Annotated in this window: 18 protein-coding genes; 11 read left to right on the top strand and 7 right to left on the bottom strand. The window is 62.4% G+C overall.

The features are described from left to right. Positions 1 to 144 precede the first annotated feature (144 nt). The 4 genes from I554_RS0114090 (at position 145) to I554_RS0114105 (ending at position 3605) form a co-directional block, all read left to right on the top strand. The gene (locus I554_RS0114090; protein WP_024576451.1) at positions 145 to 567 is read left to right on the top strand and encodes a GIY-YIG nuclease family protein; all 423 of its coding nucleotides are present in this window, start codon (positions 145 to 147) and stop codon (positions 565 to 567) included. A gap of 107 nt (positions 568 to 674) precedes the next feature. Next, a complete protein-coding gene (locus I554_RS0114095) occupies positions 675 to 1637 on the top strand; it encodes an ornithine cyclodeaminase family protein (RefSeq protein ID WP_024576450.1) in 963 nt (320 codons plus the stop codon). 271 nt (positions 1638 to 1908) lie between these two features. Next, positions 1909 to 2841: an SMP-30/gluconolactonase/LRE family protein gene (locus I554_RS0114100; protein WP_024576449.1), complete on the top strand. Its 933-nt coding sequence runs from the start codon at positions 1909 to 1911 to the stop codon at positions 2839 to 2841. 170 nt (positions 2842 to 3011) lie between these two features. Continuing rightward, the gene (locus I554_RS0114105) at positions 3012 to 3605 is read left to right on the top strand and encodes a GNAT family protein (RefSeq protein ID WP_024576448.1); all 594 of its coding nucleotides are present in this window, start codon (positions 3012 to 3014) and stop codon (positions 3603 to 3605) included. Between the two features lie 476 nt (positions 3606 to 4081). Here I554_RS0114105 and I554_RS0114115 read toward each other — a convergent pair whose 3' ends face one another. Further along, positions 4082 to 5497 (bottom strand): alpha/beta fold hydrolase, encoded by a 1416-nt coding sequence (locus I554_RS0114115; protein WP_024576447.1) that lies wholly within the window; start codon positions 5495 to 5497, stop codon positions 4082 to 4084. Positions 5498 to 5721: 224 nt separating this feature from the next. On the opposite strand from I554_RS0114115, the gene I554_RS0114120 reads away from it, so the two are divergent. Then, positions 5722 to 6027, top strand: coding sequence for a hypothetical protein (locus tag I554_RS0114120; protein WP_024576446.1), 306 nt, complete (start codon positions 5722 to 5724; stop codon positions 6025 to 6027). Positions 6028 to 6114: 87 nt separating this feature from the next. Here the strand turns inward: I554_RS0114120 and I554_RS0114125 are convergent, their stop codons facing one another. Together I554_RS0114125 and I554_RS0114130 are read right to left on the bottom strand one after the other, a co-directional pair. After that, on the bottom strand, positions 6115 to 6957 hold the full coding sequence (locus tag I554_RS0114125) for a MoxR family ATPase (protein ID WP_024576445.1): 843 nt from the start codon (positions 6955 to 6957) through the stop codon (positions 6115 to 6117). A gap of 125 nt (positions 6958 to 7082) precedes the next feature. Beyond that, positions 7083 to 7328 (bottom strand): GlsB/YeaQ/YmgE family stress response membrane protein, encoded by a 246-nt coding sequence (locus I554_RS0114130; protein ID WP_024576444.1) that lies wholly within the window; start codon positions 7326 to 7328, stop codon positions 7083 to 7085. A 307-nt stretch (positions 7329 to 7635) separates the two neighbouring features. Between I554_RS0114130 and I554_RS0114135 the strand changes: the two genes are divergently transcribed. Then, positions 7636 to 8811: a VWA domain-containing protein gene (locus tag I554_RS0114135; RefSeq protein WP_024576443.1), complete on the top strand. Its 1176-nt coding sequence runs from the start codon at positions 7636 to 7638 to the stop codon at positions 8809 to 8811. A 136-nt stretch (positions 8812 to 8947) separates the two neighbouring features. Here the strand turns inward: I554_RS0114135 and I554_RS0114140 are convergent, their stop codons facing one another. Beyond that, positions 8948 to 9235 (bottom strand): GIY-YIG nuclease family protein, encoded by a 288-nt coding sequence (locus I554_RS0114140; RefSeq protein WP_024576442.1) that lies wholly within the window; start codon positions 9233 to 9235, stop codon positions 8948 to 8950. A 202-nt stretch (positions 9236 to 9437) separates the two neighbouring features. Here I554_RS0114140 and I554_RS0114145 point away from each other — a divergent pair, with 202 nt between their 5' ends. Together I554_RS0114145 and sseA are read left to right on the top strand one after the other, a co-directional pair. After that, on the top strand, positions 9438 to 9860 hold the full coding sequence (locus tag I554_RS0114145; RefSeq protein WP_024576441.1) for a rhodanese-like domain-containing protein: 423 nt from the start codon (positions 9438 to 9440) through the stop codon (positions 9858 to 9860). 100 nt (positions 9861 to 9960) lie between these two features. Then, the gene (gene sseA, locus I554_RS0114150; RefSeq protein WP_024576440.1) at positions 9961 to 10815 is read left to right on the top strand and encodes a 3-mercaptopyruvate sulfurtransferase; all 855 of its coding nucleotides are present in this window, start codon (positions 9961 to 9963) and stop codon (positions 10813 to 10815) included. 6 nt (positions 10816 to 10821) lie between these two features. On the opposite strand, the gene I554_RS0114155 is transcribed toward sseA, so the two are convergent. Further along, positions 10822 to 11685, bottom strand: a complete 864-nt coding sequence (locus I554_RS0114155; protein WP_024576439.1) for a hypothetical protein — start codon at positions 11683 to 11685, stop codon at positions 10822 to 10824. 342 nt (positions 11686 to 12027) lie between these two features. Here I554_RS0114155 and I554_RS0114160 point away from each other — a divergent pair, with 342 nt between their 5' ends. From I554_RS0114160 to I554_RS0114170, 3 genes are all read left to right on the top strand, one after another. Then, positions 12028 to 13269, top strand: a complete 1242-nt coding sequence (locus tag I554_RS0114160) for a L,D-transpeptidase (RefSeq protein ID WP_024576438.1) — start codon at positions 12028 to 12030, stop codon at positions 13267 to 13269. A gap of 178 nt (positions 13270 to 13447) precedes the next feature. Further along, positions 13448 to 14287: an outer membrane beta-barrel protein gene (locus I554_RS0114165; RefSeq protein WP_024576437.1), complete on the top strand. Its 840-nt coding sequence runs from the start codon at positions 13448 to 13450 to the stop codon at positions 14285 to 14287. 129 nt (positions 14288 to 14416) lie between these two features. After that, positions 14417 to 14896 carry a VOC family protein gene (locus tag I554_RS0114170; protein WP_024576436.1) on the top strand — a complete coding sequence of 160 codons (480 nt, stop codon included), beginning with the start codon at positions 14417 to 14419 and terminating at the stop codon, positions 14894 to 14896. Positions 14897 to 15062: 166 nt separating this feature from the next. On the opposite strand, the gene I554_RS0114175 is transcribed toward I554_RS0114170, so the two are convergent. Both I554_RS0114175 and I554_RS0114185 read right to left on the bottom strand, forming a co-directional pair. Further along, positions 15063 to 16019: a D-2-hydroxyacid dehydrogenase family protein gene (locus tag I554_RS0114175; protein ID WP_024576435.1), complete on the bottom strand. Its 957-nt coding sequence runs from the start codon at positions 16017 to 16019 to the stop codon at positions 15063 to 15065. 369 nt (positions 16020 to 16388) lie between these two features. Continuing rightward, positions 16389 to 16586, bottom strand: coding sequence for a hypothetical protein (locus tag I554_RS0114185; RefSeq protein ID WP_024576433.1), 198 nt, complete (start codon positions 16584 to 16586; stop codon positions 16389 to 16391). Positions 16587 to 16760: the final 174 nt, after the last annotated feature.

Here is a 16760-nt window from a genome sequence, read left to right on the forward strand (position 1 = left end):
TTACGGGGAGAGGTCGGATCACGTAGTGATCCGGGTGAGGGGCGCTTTCTTTCAATCGAGATCGTTTGAGTTATGCCCCTCACCCCACCCCTCTCCCCGCTGGCGGGGAGAGGGAGCACATCTCGCTGCTTGGCGAGATGCACCATGACGATTGCCGCGCCACGTTCGCCGAAGACGCGTACAACAAAGGCCAAATCGCGCGCCGCGAAGGCAAAGAAGCGTGCGGCAAAATCAAAACCCGCCGCCTTCGTCTATGTGCTCGGTAGCTTTCACAAGGGCCGTTACATTTCCTATGTCGGCTGGACCAATGACGTGACGCAGCGGCTTGCGAAGCATAACAACGGCACCGGCGCGCGCTCGACACGCGGCCGGGCCTGGACGCTGCTGCACACCGAACCGTTCCAGACGCGCAACGAAGCCATGAGCCGCGAATGGCACCTCAAGCGCGACCGAGCTTTCCGGAAGAAGCTGATGGACGCGGTGAGGGCGGCTTCGCGCGGCGCTGATGTTTCTTCACCTCTCCCCGTTGTGACGGGGAGAGGTCGGATTGCGAAGCAATCCGGGTGAGGGGCGCTTTCGCGAAAGCGTGATTATTTGCAATATGCCCCTCACCCCAACCCTCTCCCCGCAGGCGGGGAGAGGGAGCACGTCCGCGAGATTCTCGGAAACTGTAAATGACCGTCGCCACCCCATCCCCCATCGTCATCGACGCCGCGCGCACCCGCGCCAGTCTGCCGTTCGACCGGCTGATTGCCGCATTACGCGAAGCCTTCACTGTCGGTGCGGACGTGCCGCTGCGGCACCACCATTTCATGCGGCAGCCTGACGGCTCGACGGCGACCATTCTGATCATGCCGGCATGGCAGCGCGCCTTCATCGGCATCAAGATCGTCACGATCTTCCCGGAGAACGGCAGGCGCGCGCTGCCGGGACTTTTCTCGAGCTATCTGCTGTGCGATGGCGAGACCGGGCGGCATATCGCGCTGATCGACGGCAACGAGATCACCTCGCGGCGCACCGCGGGCATCGGCGCGCTCGGGGCGGACTTTCTCGCACGCAAGGATGCGCGCAGGCTGCTGGTCTGCGGCTCGGGCCGGATCGCGAGCCTCACAGCGGATGCATTTCGCGCGGTGCGGCCGATCGAGACCGTCGCGGTGTGGAATATCAACGAGGCCGGCGCGGCCCGGCTGGTGTCCGATCTCCGCGCCAGAGGCATCGACGCTCATGTCGCGATCGATCTGGAACGCGCGGTGGGCGAGGCGGATATCGTGAGCTGCGCGACGCTTGCGCACAAGCCGATCATCAAGGGTGAATGGCTGAAGCCCGGCGTGCATCTCGATCTGGTCGGCAGCTTCACGCCGTTCATGCGCGAGGCCGACGACGAGGTGTTCCGGCGCGGGCGCGTCTGGCTCGATACCTACGATGCGCTGAAGGAAAGCGGCGAACTGCTCGACCCGATCCGCGACGGTGTGATTGCGCCAGCTGATATTCGCGGTTCGCTCAATGAGCTGTGCAAGGGCGAGCGCAAGGGCAGGACCAGCGATAGCGAGATCACCGTGTTCAAGGCGGTCGGCAATGCGCTGTCGGACATCGCGGCGGCAGGGCTGGTGTGGAGGGATTTTTCGGCGAAGGAATGACGTCTCTCCCCGTTCTTACGGGGAGAGGTCGGATCACCATTAGCGCGTTTACGCGCGTCTTCGACGCGCTATGGTGATCCGGGTGAGGGGCATCTTTTGGTGCACGATAAACTTGGCCCCTCACCCCACCCCTCTCCCCGCAAGCGGGGAGAGGGAGCAGATCGTGCACGGACTTCGACAACTCACCCCTGCATCCACGCACTGGTCATAGCTGAATCCGCGCGATAGGTTTTCGCGCGTCAAAATCAAAAACGCTCATCGGGAGGTCTTCATGTCCAACGTCCGCGTCATCGCAACCGGTCTCGAGTTTCCAGAAGGGCCGGTGGTGATGCCCGATGGCTCGGTGGTGCTGGTGGAAATCCGCCGCCAGACCCTGACGCGGGTTTATCCCGACGGGCGCAAGGAGATCATCGCGAAAATTCCCGGCGGGCCGAACGGCGCGGCGCTGGGACCGGACGGCAAGATGTACCTTTGCAACAACGGCGGCTTCTCCTGGGCGCCGGGTCCGGGCGGCAACATCATGCCGGGCGCGCCGCGTCCGTCGGAATATATCGGCGGCTCGTTGCAGCGTGTCGATCTCTCAAACGGCAAGGTCGAGACGCTGTTCACCCATTGCGACGAACGGCAGCTCAAGGGGCCGAACGATCTTGTCTTCGATAAAGAGGGCGGGCTCTGGTTCACCGATCTCGGCAAGCGCCGCGCGCACGATCTCGATGTCGGCGCCGTCTACTACATGAAGAAGGGCGGCACAGAACTCGTCGAGGCTGTGCCGCACATGCTGCCCGCCAACGGCATCGGCCTGTCACCGGACGAGAAGACCGTCTATGTCGCCGAGACGCCGACCGCGCGGCTGTGGGCGTTCGCCATCGGTGCGCCGGGGCAGATCGCGCCGGTTGAGCCGATCTATCGCGGCGAAATGGGCAGGCCGATTTCCGGTCTCGGCGGCTATCAGATGTACGACTCGCTCGGCGTCGAAGCGTCGGGCAACGTCTGCGTCGCGACGCTGATCTCCGGCTGCATCTCGGTGATCGCGCCGGATGGCAAGCTGGTCGAGCAGGTGCCGACCGGCGACAATGTCACCACCAACATCGCCTTCGGCGGGCCGGAGCTGAAGACCGCCTACATCACGCTGTCCGGCAAGGGCGAACTGGTGGCGATGGACTGGCCGCGCGGCGGCCTGCCGCTGAATTTTCTGAATAAGTGAACTTAACCTCTCCCCGTTCTTACGGGGAGAGGTCGACCGCAACGCGGTCGGGTGAGGGGCTTTTTCCCAACACGCAGTGCCCCTCACCCCGACCCTCTCCCCGCACGCGGGGAGAGGGAGCAGACAATTGCCGTGACGTTGCATCAACTTGAATCTCCGCGGGGTATAAAATGACCTGGCTTTCTCCCGTCACTCTCAGCGGCCCTCACGCGCGGCTTGAGCCGCTGTCACGGGATCACGCCGCCGAACTCACGGACGCGGTGCGCGACGGCGAGTTGTGGAAGCTCTGGTACACCTCGATCCCGTCGCCGGAGGCGATGCCGTCCGAGATCGAGCGTCGTCTTGGTTTGCAGGCGGCGGGATCGATGCTGCCGTTCACGGTGAAGGATACCGAAGGCAAGGTCGCCGGCATGACGACCTACATGAATGTCGATGCCGCCAACCGGCGGGTCGAGATCGGATCGACTTGGTATGCGAAGCGTGTCCAGCGGACTGCGCTGAATACCCAATGCAAGCTGCTGCTGCTGACTCATGCGTTCGAGAAGCTGAACTGCATCGCGGTCGAGTTCCGCACGCATTTCTTCAATCATCAGTCGCGGCGCGGCATCGAGCGGCTGGGCGCCAAGCTCGACGGCGTGCTGCGCAGTCACCAGATCGCGCCGAACGGCACCCTGCGTGACACTGTCGTGTACAGCATCACCGCTTCGGAATGGCCGACGGTGAAAGCGCACCTGACCTATCAGTTGCACGAGAAGACGCGGTAACGCGCTGCCGTCGCCACACCTTCATTGCGGAGAGCGCAAGCGACGAAGCAATCCAGTTTGATGAGTGGATTGCTTCGCTTCGCTCGCAATGACGCGGAGCGCCCTCGTAGATGCCGTTTCGGTTCCGGAATTAACCTGCGCGGCGGGCATTAAGGTTTAAACGCAGGTTTCGTTGCGCGCGCAAACCGTCGGACTAACGTCGGATTGCGGACAATTGCCCCATGTCCGTTAACAACAAGACGGGGTCGTCGGCCGGTATACTGCGATCGGCGGCCCTCGCCATGAGGCAACCATGTCCGAGGCTGTATTCGTTCTTGTTCTGGTGTTCGTGGCCGGTTTTGGCATCGGCTACGGTGTGCGATCCCAGATGGTCATCCTGCGCCGAGCCAAGGCCCGCCGCAGGATGTGATATGCCCGCCGCGCGGAAGCGTGACGCGCCCGCGGCGCCGGCGCGCAGCGTAAGCGAACCGATGAATTCAGGTGACGCCGAGGAACCGGCGGATCTCGTCGAGAAAGATCGGCAAGCCCGGATCCTGCTGGAGCGGGATATGATTTTTGCCCGGCAGCGTGACGAGGCGTGCGCCGGGGATACCTGCTGCAAGCTCCCGGCCTGACGCAATCGGCACCCTTCGGTCATCGCGGACATGCATGACAAGGGTGGGCACCTTGATTTGCGGCAGCAGATCGCGGACATCGAAGTTGATCACCGTTTCCAGATATCTAACGGCGCATTCAGCTGACGCGCTGACCCGCTGGGCTTCGTTGAAGGCGTCCATCTGTTCCCTTGTCGCGGTGGGGATCATCGACGCTGTGAAGAGTTGCCGGAAGGTTGGCTCGTTCGCGCCCCAGCCGAGTTTCATCAGGACCTTCATTGCGTCGAACTGCTCGCGTGCGGCGGGCGTCACGTTCGGGCTCTTGTAGACGCCGGCGGCAAATCCTCCATAAAGGATCAGATGCGAAACCCGCTCCGGATGCCGGATCGCGAAGGCGATCGCCACCGCGCACCCCTGAGACAACGCAAGAATCGGAAACCGGTCGAGTCCCGCCGCGTCAGCAACACTCTCCATGTCGCTCACCCAGTGATCCAGCGAGATGTTGCCGACGTCCCAATCCGACAGCCCGTTGCCCCGCGCGTCGAAACGGACCAGCGAAAAGCTCGAGGCCAGTTCGAGCAGGAGACCGCGGAAGATCGGCAGCTCCCAGTCGTATTCGAGATGCCCCAGCCAGTGTGCCGTGCGCAGCAATGGCGGGCCGTTGCCGACCTTCGCGAAAGCCAGCCGGACGCCGTCCGCCGCCTTGCAGTAGCGGATCTCCTGTTGAAGATTCGCGCCGGTCAGAATACGCGCGGCCTTGGATGCACCGTCATGGAGATCGATCGCAAAGACCTCGATCGGCCGTGCGATGTTCTTCAGGTTCTGGCGGCCCATTTCGCGGAACTGAAGCTTGAGCTTGCCTTCGATCTGATCGAGCACCTGCCGGGAAATACAGACGCCGCCCCTCGGCGCGATACTCTCCAGCCGCGCCGCGACATTGACACCATCGCCGAAGATTTCGCCGCCGTCCTCGATCACATCGCCGATGTTGATGCCGATGCGGAATTCGAGCCGGCTCTCCTCGGGCACGTTCGCGTTCCGTGTAATCATCGCGCGCTGGATTTCGATCGCGCAGCGCACGGCTTCAACCGCACTGGCGAATTCCGCCAGCAATCCGTCGCCGGCAGTATTGATGATGCGGCCGCGATGTTTCCTGATCCGCCGGTCGATCAGATCGTGGCGGTGCGCCTTCAACTGTGCGTGGGTGCCTTCCTCGTCCGCACCCATCAGCCGGCTGTAGCCGGCGACGTCCGCGGCGAGAATGGCTGTCAGGCGGCGATCGACGTGCTTCTTGGTCACGCGGCACCTCGCATCCGAGGCGGCCAGTTTATGCGGCTCAGGGTGCGGTGGCCAGTGTTGGATCGTTGCGTTCGCAACAGTGGCCGAAGTCTGGCGTGCAAGCAAGTTCGCGGTGCAGGGCTGGTTTCCCCCGAGAATGGAACATTGAAATTGTCGTCATTTTAGCGTGAAATTATGCGACACGTTCGTCCGTATTTGCTTTCCGGCGAGTCAGGGGGCCAAGCATGCTGAAATTTGGGGTGATCTGCACTGCGGTTCTGTTCGTCACAGGCGCTCAGGCGCAGTCCGTGCCGAGCAGGGTCACCAATACAGTTGGCGGGGTGACCGGCGCGGTGCCTGGTGTCGGTGGGACCACCGGTGGCGGCGGAAATCCTTATTCCGCACTCAACACGTCGGCGGGTCCCGGCGGAGAGGCGAGCGGCGGTCTCGGTGTCCGCGTTGGCGACAAGACAGTCACCCTGAAAGGCGCCGTCGGCGTCGATGACGGGCGCAGCGGCGCATTTCGCGCTGGCGCCGGCGTGCCGTTCTAGGCCGTAAATCCGGATCAATTCCTGAATCGAAAAGGCGAGAGAGCCGGGGCTCTCTCGCCTTTGTTCGCTTCAGACGTGAGGCGCCGCTCAGACTTCCCGGCGGCTCAGAAACGCGAGGCGCTCGAACAGGTGCACGTCCTGCTCGTTCTTGAGCAGCGCGCCATGCAGCGGCGGAATCAGCTTGCGCGGGTCGCGTTCGCGGAGCTGTTCCACCGTCATTTCCTCGTTGAGCAGCAGCTTGAGCCAGTCGAGCAGTTCCGAGGTCGATGGCTTCTTCTTCAGACCCGGCACGTCGCGCACCTCGAAGAAGATCTTCATCGCTTCCTGAACGAGGCGCTTCTTGATGTCGGGGAAGTGCACTTCCACGATGGCGTTCATGGTGTCGATGTCGGGGAACTTGATGTAGTGGAAGAAGCAGCGGCGCAGGAACGCGTCGGGCAGTTCCTTCTCGTTGTTCGAGGTGATCATGATGATCGGGCGCTGCTTCGCCTTGATCGTTTCGCCGGTCTCGTAGACATGGAATTCCATGCGGTCGAGTTCGAGCAGGAGGTCGTTCGGGAATTCGATGTCGGCCTTGTCGATTTCGTCGATGAGCAGGACCGGGCGCTTCTCGCTGGTAAAGGCGTCCCACAGCTTGCCGCGCTTGATGTAGTTGGAAATGTCGGAGACACGCGGATCGCCGAGCTGGCTGTCGCGCAGACGCGACACCGCGTCGTACTCGTAAAGGCCCTGCTGCGCCTTGGTGGTGGACTTGATGTGCCAAGTCAGCAGCGGCGCATCGAGCGCGCGCGCGACTTCTTCCGCGAGCACGGTCTTGCCGGTGCCGGGTTCGCCCTTCACCAGCAGCGGACGTTCGAGCACGATCGCTGCGTTGACCGCGACCTTGAGATCGTCGGTGGCGACATAGTTTTTGGTACCGGTAAATTTCATCGACGTTTGCCTTGGTGAGTTTGTCTGAGTTCGTTTGTTCTGCTTCGCGTGATTGCCGCGGGAAATCTCTTCAAACAAGAAGCGACCGCTTTATCGGCGGCCGCTTCCAGGAGCCCTTTAAAACGTCATGCGCGCCGGATCAACGACAGGATGACCAGCACGACGATGCCGCCGATCGCTCCGTTGATGATCTCGCCGATCATGCCAGCGCCGAGCCGGATGCCAAGCTGCGGCAGCAGCCAGCCCGCGACCACCGCGCCGACGATGCCGACGACGATATTGCCGAGAAGTCCGAAGCCCGCGCCCTTGACGATCAGGCCGGCCAGCCAGCCCGCGATCGCACCGACGATAATCCAAGCAATAATGCCCATGGACCAAACCCCTTGTTTAAAACGCTGCGACTCCCGCTGCGGGGTGTCGCGCGTCCCCGGTCAACGCCGCGAACTGTCTCCGGCCGGAGCAGTCCGGGAGGCGTCAAACAACAGTTTAAATGAAATGGCACACCAATCCAGACCGTGCCAGTGCTGTTTTCGAACGCAAGCCTGCCTTGCAGGGCGGTTTTCCGGGTGGGCGCAGGCAGACGAATGGCCCGCAACCCTGTAGTTTCATCACTCTAATCCCGTCACGAGGGCGACGCCCGCCCTTGACGGAAGCGGCTTCGGAGGCGATCTAAGTCCCATGTTCCTGCAATTTTTTACATCGCTGCGCGACGCGCAGGTTCCGGTCACGCTGCGTGAATATCTGACGCTGATGGAGGCGCTCGACGCCAACCTCGCGGATCAGAGCGTGGAGCATTTCTATTATCTGTCGCGCGCCTCGCTGGTGAAGGACGAGCGCAACCTCGACAAGTTCGACCGCGTGTTCGGCACCGTGTTCAAGGGGCTCGAAAGCCTGCTCGACGCCATGGAGAAGGCGGAGATTCCCGCCGAGTGGCTGCGCAAGGCCGCCGAGAAATATCTCACCGAGGAAGAGAAGAAGCAGATCGAGGCCATGGGCTGGGACAAGCTCATGGAGACTCTCAAGAAGCGTCTTGAAGAACAGAAGAAGCGCCACGAGGGCGGCAGCAAGTGGATCGGCACCGGCGGCACATCTCCCTTTGGCGCGGACGGCTATAATCCCGAAGGCATCCGCATCGGCCAGGAGAAGAACCGCAACTTCCGCGCGGTGAAGGTCTGGGACAAGCGCGAGTTCAAGGATCTCGACGGCAACGTCGAACTCGGTATCCGCAACATCAAGGTGGCGCTGCGCCGACTGCGCAAGTTCGCGCGCACCGGTGCGCCTGACGAACTCGATCTCGACACCACGATCAAGGAAACCGCCAACCACGGTTATCTCGATGTGCACATGCGCCCCGAGCGGCGCAATGCGGTGAAGGTCCTGATCTTCTTCGACATCGGCGGATCGATGGACGGTCACATCGCGCAGGTCGAGGAACTGTTCTCGGCGGCGAAGACCGAGTTCAAGCACATGGAGTATTTCTACTTCCACAACTGCCTCTATGAAGGCGTCTGGAAGCAGAACAAGCGGCGCTTCTCCGATCGCACGCCGACCTGGGACATCCTTCACAAGTACCCGCACGACTACAAGGTCGTGTTTGTCGGCGATGCGTCGATGAGCCCATATGAAATTGTCGTCCCCGGCGGCTCCGTCGAGCATGTCAACGAAGAGGCTGGGTCGGTCTGGCTCGAGCGCGTGACGCGGACCTATCCGCACGCGGTCTGGCTCAATCCCGTCGCGCGCAAGCACTGGGACTATTCGGAGTCCACCACCATCATCCGCAAGCTGTTCGCGGAGCGCATGTTCCCGCTGACCCTCGAAGGACTAGAGGGCGCGATGAAGGAATTGACGCGGTAGGCGCAAAGGAAGAAGGCCGGTTTGCTCGTCATTGCGAGGAGCGCAGCGACGAAGCAATCCATCTTTTTCGGGTGGCTGCCTCGCATGGATTGCTTCGCTTCGCTCGCAATGACGGGCCGTGAGCGATCATCGAAATTCAGATCAGCGTATCGTAGAGATCATCCCAGCCCGGATTCAGTGCTTGGATCAGTTGGATTTTGTCGTTCCGGCTTCCAGCCTTGATCTGCTTTTCACGGACAATCGCTGCTTCCATTGTGTCGTGATGTTCGTACCAGACCAGCCGCTTGCAACCGTACTTCTTTGTGAAACCGTCAATTAGTCCTTCGCGATGTTCATGGGCGCGGCGGGGCAAGTCCGACGTTACGCCAGTGTAAATTGTCCCGTTGTGCTGGTTGGCCACGATGTAGACGCAGGGTTGTTTCATCAGCGCGTCCTGTCATACGTTGACGGCAGGTGCAGAGTATCGTCATTGCCAGCGCGCCGAAGCAATCCATTCCGGCCTTCTCATGAGAAAAGATGGATTGCTTCGTCGCTGCGCTCCTCGCAATGACGGAGAGAGACGCTAGCTTTTAGAACTGATTAGCGGCACATTGCGGGTAAGACACTTCGTAAAGGACCGCCCCCAAATGCCCTCCACCATCACCCGCGGCTACAAGAAACTCCTCGACGAGGCCAACGCCCAGATCGAGACCATCAACGCGGCGGAAGCCGTCGAGCGTTTTCCGCAAGGCGGCGTGGGGCAGAGCGAAGTCGTGATCGTGGACCTGCGCGACCCGCGCGAGATCGAGCGCGAGGGCCGCATCCCCGGAGCGTTTCACTGTCCGCGCGGCATGCTCGAATTCTGGATCGATCCGGAAAGCCCTTACGCCAAGCCGGTCTTTCAGGAAAACAAGAAGTTCGTGTTTCAATGCGCGTCGGGCTGGCGCTCGGCGCTGGCGGCCAAGACCGCGCAGGACATGGGCCTCTCTCCCGTGGCGCATCTTGGCGGCGGCTTCACCGGATGGAAGGCCGCAGGCGGTCCGATCGAGAAGGTCGAGCCGAAGAAGTAATTCAATCACGAACCGTCACACGCGGGCTTGACCCGCGTGTCCATCTTGAAAGATGGATTGCCGGGTCAAGCCCGGCAATGACGATTGAGGAAGAATGCCCATGCCCGCCACCGATCCTCTCGTCTCCACCGAATGGCTTGCCGCGCATCTGAACGATCCGCACGTGAAGGTTCTCGATGCGACGTTCAAGCTGCCCGGCATCCTGCCGCTGCCGAAGGACGACTATCTGGCGCAGCACATTCCGGGCGCTGTGTTCTTCGACGTCGATGCGGTGTCGGATCATTCAAGCCCGCTGCCGCATATGTTTCCGTCGGCCGAACAGTTCGGTCGCGACATCGGGGCGCTTGGCATCAGCAACGATGACACGGTGGTGCTGTACGATGCCGGCGGATGGGTCGCCGCGCCGCGCGGGTGGTGGATGTTCCTGTCGTTCGGCCACCAGAATGTTCGCGTGCTCGATGGCGGCCTGAAGAAGTGGCTGGCGGAAGGCCGCGCGGTCGAGGGCGGCGAGGCTAAGCCGAAGCCCGCGTCGTTCAAGGCGGCGTTCGATGCCAGGCGTGTGCGCAGCATCCAGCAGTTGATCGGCAATCTGGAGAGCCAGGCCGAGCAGGTGATCGATGCGCGGCCGAGCGCGCGCTTTGAGGGCAGCGTGCCCGAGCCGCGTCCCGGCTTGCGCGGCGGGCATATTCCGGGCGCGCGCAGCGTTCCCTATGCGGGACTGTTCGATGCCAGCACCGGCGCGATGAAGCCGCTCGATGATTTGCGCGCGGCATTCACCGGCGCGGGCGTGGATCTCGCCAAACCCATCGTCACGAGCTGCGGCTCCGGCGTATCTGCAGGCGTGCTGACGCTGGCGCTCTATCGCCTCGGCATTGCCGACACCGCGCTCTATGACGGATCATGGGCGGAGTGGGGCGAGCAGGGGGGCCCGCCGGTGGCGACAGGGCCGGTGTAACCAGCCTTAGCCGCCGAACAGCGGAAATGCTTTTTGCTGCTGCCGCAATTGTTCAGCCCGTGCGCGTTCCTCCGCGCGGGCGCGAGCGACCTGACGCCGCTGTGCGACGGCGCGCGGATTGACGCGGCGGACTTTCTTCGCCGCAGGCCGGGGGATCGTCGCGGAGGCCGTTGCTTCCGTCGATCGTTCCAGGGACGCAACCGTCTCCGTCGATCGCGGCTCGGACGCTTCGGTCACCGAAGATTTGGTCTCTGAGGATATGGCCTCGGTCGGCTTCGGATCAGCCAGTCCGGGTTCGGATTTTGCGTCGACGGCTTTCGCTTCGGAGATCCGGAGCTCGGAGGCCTTCACGCCCGCCGGCGCGGCTTCCTGAGGCTTCACGTCCGGAACCTTCGCGTCGGTGGCGCTGGCTTCGGAGGTCTGGGTATCCGAGGGCTTGGCATCCGTGGCCGGTGCTTCCGCTGCCGGAGCTTCTGTGCTGGCCTTTGCGCTCAGAGCTGCGGACGTCTCCGGGGCCGGAGCGGGTTCGGCCGGTGTCTGTTCGGCTTCCCTGAGTGTGTCGCCGGCGTCCTGCTTCACGGTTTCGGCCGGTGGCAGGTCGCGCGGAATGTCGCGGATGATGGCCTGCTGGCGGATGGTCCGGTCCGGGGACGGCTTCGCCGTCAGCGCCTCGACCCGCAGCATCGCCAGTGTCGGTCCGCTGAGTTCGAATTGCGGCGCCAGCATCGGCTGCTGCGCCAGCCGCCACGACGGCATGCTCGCGAATTCCTCATGCGCCGCGCGCAGCAGCGCGGCCGCGCCGAGGCCGAAGATCAGAATCGAGATCGCCAGCACGGTCGTCGCAAACAGGATTCGAAATCCGGGGAGCATTGTGACGTGTCCTGCCTTCGGCGGTGGAGGCGCGAAGGTCTCGAGCCAAAACGAAACGCATGTGAACGCTGGAGAAGCAAAAACTGAACGCCGGAAGCGCGGCTGAAGGCCACGAATCAAGCCTTCGGGAAGGATACCGCAGGCCATGAATTTGCCTGAAAAAACTTCGGCCGGGGCTGGGGATGGCGTCACATTGGCGGGAACCTGTTGCCCGGCTGCAATCTCGCGAAAAAGTCAGCCGTTTTCGGGCACTTTTTTCAACGATTGTCTTGAATGCGCCGCTATCCTGCGCGAACTGCCGTTAACGATACGGTGGCGGGTTCGCGCTATATAAGGGGCATGATGTTCAATCGCGTTTCCAAGGGTTTTTCTGCCAAGTCCTTCACGACGGCTTTTGCGGTTTCCGCGGTGGCCGGTCTGGCAGGTGCATCTGTTGCACTGGCGCAGTCCTATCCGCCGCCTCCGGGCTATTCGCAGCCGCTCCAGCCAGCGCCCTACGCGCGGGACGACCGCAGCGTGCCGGATTTCGACCGCCTCGATGGCGATGACCGTGGCACGGCGCTGTCGCCTCCGGGCTACCAGCAGCAGCCGAATTACCAGCAGCAGCCCGCTCCGCAGCAGCAGAGCTACCAGCAGCAGCCGGGCCTCGACCCGCGCGGCCCGGTGATGTCGCCGGACGATCCGCGTTACGGCCGCCCGACCGCTTACACCCCGCCGGCGCCCGGTTATTCCGATCGCGGCCCCGCGCCGATCTACAGCGACCGCGGTCCGCCGCAGGGCACCGATTTTACCGACCGTCCGCGTCCGCCTGGGACAGTGGACGGTGCGCCGACGGGTGCGCTCGATCTGCAGGCGCCCGGCACGGCGCAGGGCGCCAACGGCCGCTCCGTGATGTCGGCATTGCCGCCTGAAGAGCAGCCCGAAACCGGCCCGCGCAAGGAATTGCCGCCGAACCTGCGGCGCACCGAGGTCAATTATCCGACCAAGGAGCCGGCCGGCACCATCATCGTCGATACGCCGAATACGCACCTCTACTACATTCTCGGCAATGGCCGCGCGATCCGCTACGGCGTGCGCGTCGGCCGCGACGGCTTCACCTGGACCGGCGTGCAGAAGATCACCCGCAAGGCGGAATGGCCGGACTGGCATCCGCCGACGGAAATGATCGAGCGCCAGCCTTACCTGCCGCGCTTCATGGCCGGCGGTGACGGTAATCCGCTCGGCGCGCGTGCGATGTATCTCGGCTCGACCGTGTACCGCATCCACGGCACCAACCAGCCGTCGACCATCGGCCAGTTCGTATCAAGCGGCTGCATCGGCATGCTGAACGAGGATGTCACGGATCTGTTCGAGCGCACCAAGGTCGGCACCCGGGTTGTGGTGCTGCCGGGCGGTAAACCGCCGGCCTTGCCGCAGCCTCAGCCGGTCACCGCGTCTGCCCAGCCGCAGCCGTATCAGGGCGGACCCGCTCCCGCGCCGATGGCGAACGGTGCGCCTCCGCAGCGCCCGACCGCGTCGATGGGCGTGGCCAATCAGGGACCGACGGCTGTGCCGCCGCTGCCCGCGCCGGTCACGATCCGGTAAATCAGGATTTCAGTTCGAATGAAAATGCCCGCGCCTGTCGCGGGCATTTTTGTTTGGGCTCGCAGTGTCGAAGAAGCCTATCGACAGAGTTCCACGCTGTTGCCCGCGCGCTACAGTAACGACCTTCGACTCTCCTTAGGGTGCATCCAGATTTTGTTGCATGTTTTTGAGGAATTTCATGAAAAAGCTTTTGGCCGCTGCTGCGGTTGCCGCTCTTGGCGCAACCGGCGCACACGCTGCTGACATCGCGGCGCGCCCCTATACAAAAGCGCCTCCATTGGCGGCGGTCTCAAGCTGGACGGGCTTCTACGCCGGCCTCAACGTCGGCTATGGCTTTAACGATCCGGTTGCGACCTTTGCGCCCAATGACCCTGTATCCGCGAACGTATTCAACTTTTCCAATCCAAACCCGGCGGCTTCGGTTGCATACGATGTCAAAGGCGTTCTTGGCGGCGCGCAGGCTGGTTACAACTGGCAGGTCTCGCCCAATTGGCTGATTGGTCTGGAAGCGGATTTTCAGGGCAGTGACATCAAGGGATCGGCGGCCACGCCCTACGCGCTCATCGGTCGACCCGGGCAGGTTAACGCCGAGCAGAATGTTGAATGGTTCGGAACGCTGCGCGCGCGCGCTGGATGGCTCGCGACTGACAAACTCCTCGTTTACGGAACGGGCGGTCTGGCTTACGGCTCGGTCCACGCAAACTCGACCCTCAGCAACACGATAGGCTATACCGCAACGGGCGGTGGCTTCGGTGCCGCATGTCCTCCTGCTTCGGGAGCTTGCTACACGGGACCAACGACAAAAGTGATGACCGGGTACACCGCTGGTGGCGGCTTTGAATACGCGGCCTGGCGAAATGCTTCTTTCAAAGCTGAGTATCTCTACGTCAATCTTGGAAGCAGCAGCATCACTTCGGCTGCCCCCGGCGTTCCGGGTAACGCAATTTCATCTTACAACACGCACTTCAGCGATCTTGACTTCCATGTCGTGCGCATCGGCGCGAACTATCACTTCTGATTTTTTGATCCGTTAAACAGAAGCCCGGCCAAGACCTTAAGGTTTTGCCGGGCTTTTTGTTGCGCATGACATGCAACCTTTGCAAATTTGCGATCTTGATGGAGTGACAACGACCGAGGAAGGAACCGCATGGCCAAGAACAAAAGCACGATCTGCGTCTGGTACGACAAGGACGCGGAAGAGGCCGCGAAGTTTTATGCGAGCGTATTTCCGGACAGCAAGGTCAACGCCGTCCACAAGGCGCCGAGCGACTATCCGTCAGGCAAGGCGGGTGACACCATCACGGTGGATTTCACCGTGGCGGGCATTCCCTATATCGGCCTGAACGGCGGGCCGATCTTCAAACACAATGAAGCGTTCTCGATCTGCATCGCAACCGACGATCAGGCGGAGACGGACAAGTACTGGAACGCCATCGTCGGCAACGGCGGGCAGGAAAGCGCCTGCGGCTGGTGCAAGGACAAATGGGGAATCTCGTGGCAGATCACGCCGCGCGTCCTGACGGACGCGATGGCCAAGGGCGGCGAGGAAGCCAGGCGCGCGTTCGAAGCGATGATGACCATGAAGAAGATCGACGTGGCCGCGATTGAGGCCGCGATACGCGGGTGAAGGCTTCGTCCATCCGTCATTGCGAGGAGCCATATCTTCTCCCTCTCCCCGCTTGTGGGGAGAGGGTTGGGGTGAGGGGCAAGCTGTCCACATCACGGATGCTTCCGCCCCTCACCCGGATCGTTTCACGATCCGACCTCTCCCCGTAAACGGGGAGGGGTGAACACTACGTCATCACCCGCACCGGCGCGCCGCTGAGCCACGCGGCGATGTCCTCGACCATGTCGCCGTAGTAGCGCCGGTAGTTGTTCTCGGTGACGTAGCCCAGATGCGGCGTCAGCACGACGTTGTCGAGCTTGCGCAGCGGATGATCCAGCGGCAGCGGTTCCTGCGAGAACGTGTCGAGGCCCGCGCCCGCGATAGCCTTGCGCTGGAGCGCGTCAAGCAGCGCGGCTTCGTCCACAATCGGCCCGCGCGCGGTGTTGACCAGATAGCTCGTCGGTTTCATGCGTGCGAGATCGTCGCGCGTGATGAGCCCGCGCGTGCGCTTGCTCAGGATGACGTGAATGGTGACGATATCGGCGGTCGCGAATAGCTCATCCTTGGTGGCGTAAGTCACACCCGCGGCGGCGCAGGCCTCCGGCGTCAGGTTCTGGCTCCAGGCGATCACGTTCATGCCGAGCGCCTTGGCGATCGTGGCGACCTTCGTGCCGAGCTTGCCGAGCCCGACGACGCCGAGCGTCATGCCCTCGACGTCCTGCCCCATGGTGGTCTGCCATTGCTCGCCGGCGTGCATGCGCGCGTTCTCTAAGCCGATCTTGCGGGTCAGTTCCAGCATCAGTCCGATGGTCAGTCCCGCGGTGGCGTTGCCGACGCCGCCGGTGCCGCACACCGTGACGCCGCGCTCCTTCGCGGCTTCAAGATCGAACGAGGCGTTGCGCATGCCGGAGGTCAGCAGCAGTTTCAGCTTCGGCAGCGCGCTCAGCGTCTCGCGCGGAAACGGCGTGCGCTCGCGCATGGCGCAGACGATCTCGAAATCCTGCAACGAGCGCACCGCCTCGTCGCTTGACGCGAACGGCTTGTCGAACACCGTGATGTCGATCCGGTCCTTGAGCGATGACCAGTCCGCGAACTTGAGCGCGACGTTCTGGTAGTCGTCGAGAATGGCGCAGCGCACGGGCATTTTTGTTTTTCCGTTTTTGATCTGCTGGCGGGAATGTGGTGCTCCCTCTCCCCGCAAGCGGGGAGAGGTGAGGCAGCGCACACGTCATTATGAACGGAGCGCGAGACCAATCGTTGCGAGCTAATATTGCGCAACACCCCAGGCCGCGCAACTCGCGGCTATAATCGCGATGATTGGCATGCCGACAAATCGGACCAGAAAGTAGATGGGGACGTATACCGCAGCCGCATTTGCTTGGCTGGGTTCACCTTTGAGCGATGTCGCAAAGATAAAATCTATCACAAACCAACCGCCCCAGAGGGCCAGTAGGCCAACGACAAAGAATCCGGCAATCATAAATGTTAATCTGATCGGCTCCATCTGGCGATGTCAGCCGCGACGGGCCTGTTTGGCCGCGCAGGCCGGACCCGGGCCGCGCATATAGTGCTGTTCCGGGTGGTAGGGGTCGAAGGCCGCCTTGATGAAGGTGCGCCAGAACTCGGCGATCTCGGCCAGCAGTCCCTTGGATGGGGCCGTGCGGGGTGCGGACATTTCCGCGATATGGATCGGTGTGCTGTGCGTCGTCATGGCTTCTGCTCGACGATCTGTAGTGCTGATTCTTGACGCCTGAATATTGGTCGCGGCGCGTCTGTCCGCGGTTCGAACCGGCAAGTTGCGCGGATTCGATTAAAAAGCCGTTTTCGTCGTGGCAACGGCCTCAGATCGCTGGAAAATTCTCTCGGCAGCCTTTCCAAAACCCTA

Source organism: Afipia sp. OHSU_II-C1 (assembly GCF_000497575.1).
Classification (GTDB): Bacteria; Pseudomonadota; Alphaproteobacteria; order Rhizobiales; family Xanthobacteraceae; genus Afipia.